Annotated in this window: 4 protein-coding genes; all 4 read right to left on the reverse strand. The window is 54.4% G+C overall.

Annotation, left to right across the window (positions count from 1 at the left end; translation table 11 throughout):
- Positions 1-1781 (reverse strand): tape measure protein (locus PHC90_14850; protein ID MDD3847625.1); only part of this gene is annotated, 1781 nt, incomplete at its 3' end.
- A 1-nt stretch (position 1782) separates the two neighbouring features.
- Positions 1783-1950, reverse strand: a complete 168-nt coding sequence (locus PHC90_14855; GenBank protein ID MDD3847626.1) for a hypothetical protein — start codon at positions 1948-1950, stop codon at positions 1783-1785.
- A gap of 56 nt (positions 1951-2006) precedes the next feature.
- Positions 2007-2375 (reverse strand): hypothetical protein, encoded by a 369-nt coding sequence (locus PHC90_14860; GenBank protein MDD3847627.1) that lies wholly within the window; start codon positions 2373-2375, stop codon positions 2007-2009.
- Positions 2372-3019 (reverse strand): phage tail tube protein, encoded by a 648-nt coding sequence (locus PHC90_14865; protein ID MDD3847628.1) that lies wholly within the window; start codon positions 3017-3019, stop codon positions 2372-2374. The genes PHC90_14860 and PHC90_14865 overlap by 4 nt, the downstream gene beginning before the upstream one ends.
- Between the last annotated feature and the right edge of the window lie 198 nt (positions 3020-3217).

Genomic DNA, 3217 nt, shown 5'->3' on the forward strand with positions numbered 1-3217 from the left:
TCCTGGGCCATCTTCGCCATATACAGGGTGTATTCCTCAATGCTGAGGCTCCCTTCTGCCAGCAAAGCGTTGGCCGTGGCGATCTTATCCTGATAGTCCTGGTACGGAGACCTGATGTCCTCAAGGATCTGCTTCAGCTCATTTTTCTTTTCGATGTCGGCAAGGGTAGCTGATGCGGCCGCGATCTGTTCGGTAGTGGCATCCTTGAGCGCCAGTTTGTAAAGGGTGACCTGCGCCTCGGTCATGCCGATGGTAGCCGCCTGCTCTCTCAGTCCCTCTATGGTCTTTTCGTTCTCCTCCCAGTTCTTGATGATCTCTTTCTCGGCCTCGTCCATCTGGGAGAGGCTGTCCAGTTCTGCGGCAAGCGAGACGAGGCGTTTCTTCTGGCTTGCGTCAAGGTCTTTGTACTTGCCTTCCGTGACTTCCCACAGCATTTTCTCTTCCCGGGTGACATCGCCTACCGCCGCGGCCTCCCGCTGAAGGTTGAGGATCTCGGCTTCAGCCTTCTCGGCCAGCTTTTCCTCGTCGGTCTTGCCTTTCTTTTTGTCCTTCTCTCCGCCGGTAGCGGTTCTCTGCCTGCCGGGCGGAAAATAGTTGACTGCATCTGACTCTGCCCCTTTCCTGACGGCCGCAAGTTTGGCCTCAAGCTCTGCGATCTCCTTGTCTATCGGTATCTGGTAGTGCGGCAATATTGCCCCTGCACGTTTCTGCTGGAGCTTGGCTATCCTGTTCTGTAGCCTTTTCTCCTCGGTATCGTTTTCGGACAGCCACTTCTTCAGGTCATCCGGCCCCATCGTGGCAAAGTCCATAAACCCGAGGTCGCCTTTCTTGACGGCGGCCCATCCCTGAAGAGATTGACCGATATTGCCAATCGCTCGTGCGGCCTTCCCGGCAAGAGCAATGATCTCCGTGAACAGTTCGATGATACCCGGCTTGTTCTTCTCGATGGTGTCCGCCAGCTTCATGATCTCTTCGGCCACCGACTTGGTACCCTCCGCGCTCTTGTTGCTGTCCGACAGGAGCCGACCGAAAACGGTCTTAAGATTGGTCATGGCCTGATCGATTGTGGGTTGCATCTTGGAAAACTCATTCTCAATGGTGTCAGCCGATGCCTGAAACGCTTTAATCATGGTTTCGGAGGTAATCTTTCCCTCTTTTGCCATTTCCCGGAGCTGTCCAATATCGACCTTGAGGTAATCGGCCAACATCTTGGATATGCGTGACCCGTTCTCCATGATCGAGTTGAATTCCTCACCCCGGAGCACGCCGGATGCCATGCCCTGGGACAACTGGATGATCGCGTTCTTTGATTCTTCCTGCGTCGCCCCGCTGATAATCATGGCCTTATTCAGGGTTTCGGTAATTCTTAAAAGCTCGCCTTGACTCGTTCCCAGGGTTTCCGTGGCCTTGGCAAAACGGGAATACAGGTCAACGGATGACTCGTAGGATGAGAAGGACCGGAGAGATTGCTGATAAAGCCCGTCCTGGACATATTTCAATTCATCGGCGGACTTCGTGACGAGTTTGAGCTTGTTATCCATCAGGGTATAAGTATCGGCGATCTGCATAAGTTGCTTGGTGATATAGATTGCACTGATACCGCCCGCCAGTTTCGCAATGGATATGCTGGTAAGGTCAAAGGACTTCTTTGCCTTGTCCATGCTTCGTTGCATGGCTGTACCGGAGTTCTTGACGGCATCACGGGCCTTGTGCATGTCGGACTGGAATTGAGCCCAGCCTGCGGACATCTCAGCGCGAAGGGCTCCTATTGGCTCAGCCATGCTATTTCCCCTTTTCCTTCTCGCTTATCCCGATGAGGGCCGCTTTCAATCTCATTCCCGCGTCCTGTCCCGCTTTATTTCGCTTCAACAGCTTGTTAAGTGGAGGTAGCCTTTTCATTCTCGTCATGCTCGCCAGTGTCCATGCTCTGGTTACTGCCTCGTCAATCATGGCCGTGATGGCCTTCCCCGTCAGGTATGGGGTCATTTGCCAAAAGACAAGCGGGTCTATCCCCGCCGCGACAGCCGCCTCAAAAGCCTTGACAGCGTATCCCTCAGGCGGTTTTTTTTTACCTCTCCCGCCGTGCTGGTTTGTGGTATCGACTCGGCCCCGAAATACGCCCACTGGATGGCCTCTTTTACCGCCACGCAAAAGGGCATTAAGGGGGGTGATAGTTCCATGATCTTTTCAGGTGTCATCTCGGGGTGCTTGTCCCTGAGCCCTGCCGATGCTACTTTGGACAGGACATCCGCGTTGAACAGGTTCGGATTGTCCCCGTACTCGGCCTCGATCTCAGCCAGGGCACGCCATGAAAAGCGCATGACGTAGCCCTGCCCATTGATCATCACTTTCTTTTCGCCCGTTACCCGGTTCATGCCAGTGTCAGTGCCCCCGATCTGTGAATGGTGATGGAGCCCGTCACTTTGTCATCGACTCCACCCGAGCCGCCCTGGATGTTCGTGATGTAGCCCTTGAAGGAATGGACTGAGGAGTCGGAATAGGTGACTTTCCAGTCCTTCTCGGTCTTGGCCGCCCGTGCCACCTCGGCCGCAAGAAGGCCGGTATCGTCGGCGGTCCAGTTCATCGTAAAGGTCAACTCACTGCCCCTGGGAATGCCGGGCTTTTCAATGGATCTCGTTGAGCTGAGATGGGTGAAGTCGATCATGTTGTGCTTGTCCCCGACGACATCGAAGTCCATGATGTTGCCGATCTCGGTATATGTGACGGGGGTGGCTGTGGCCGCATCGGTATTGTCCGTGATGGTCTTGCCTGTCGAGTCTACTTCGACCGCAAAGGTGTCCGTGGTCACGTTCTTTACAACACACACCTCTGCATTGATGTCGGCCGCATCATCCCCGGCAAAATTGGCGAGGGTGACGACATCTCCGTTTGACAATCCATGTGCAACCGCCGTCAGGATAGTGGGATTGCCGAGAGCGATAGCCGTGATTGTTACCGCCCCTCCGGTCCCTGTACTCATTTCCAACTTCGTTCCCTGGGCTATAATTCCGTCTGACATTTTCGTGTCCTCCTTGTCCTTGTCTTATTCTGAGTGCCAGCAGAAGAAATCCATGATGACTCTGTGGCACGATACAGCGTCTTCGTAAACGTCTCTTTCTGATTCCATGAGGATTGAGCCGATGACGACGGTCCCGACCGTTCCCTTGTATCCGTCCAGAGCGCCCCTGATTGCGTTTGCAAGGGCTTTTGCCGCATC

This window comes from Syntrophorhabdaceae bacterium (assembly GCA_028698615.1).
Lineage (GTDB): Bacteria > Desulfobacterota > Syntrophorhabdia > Syntrophorhabdales > Syntrophorhabdaceae > Delta-02.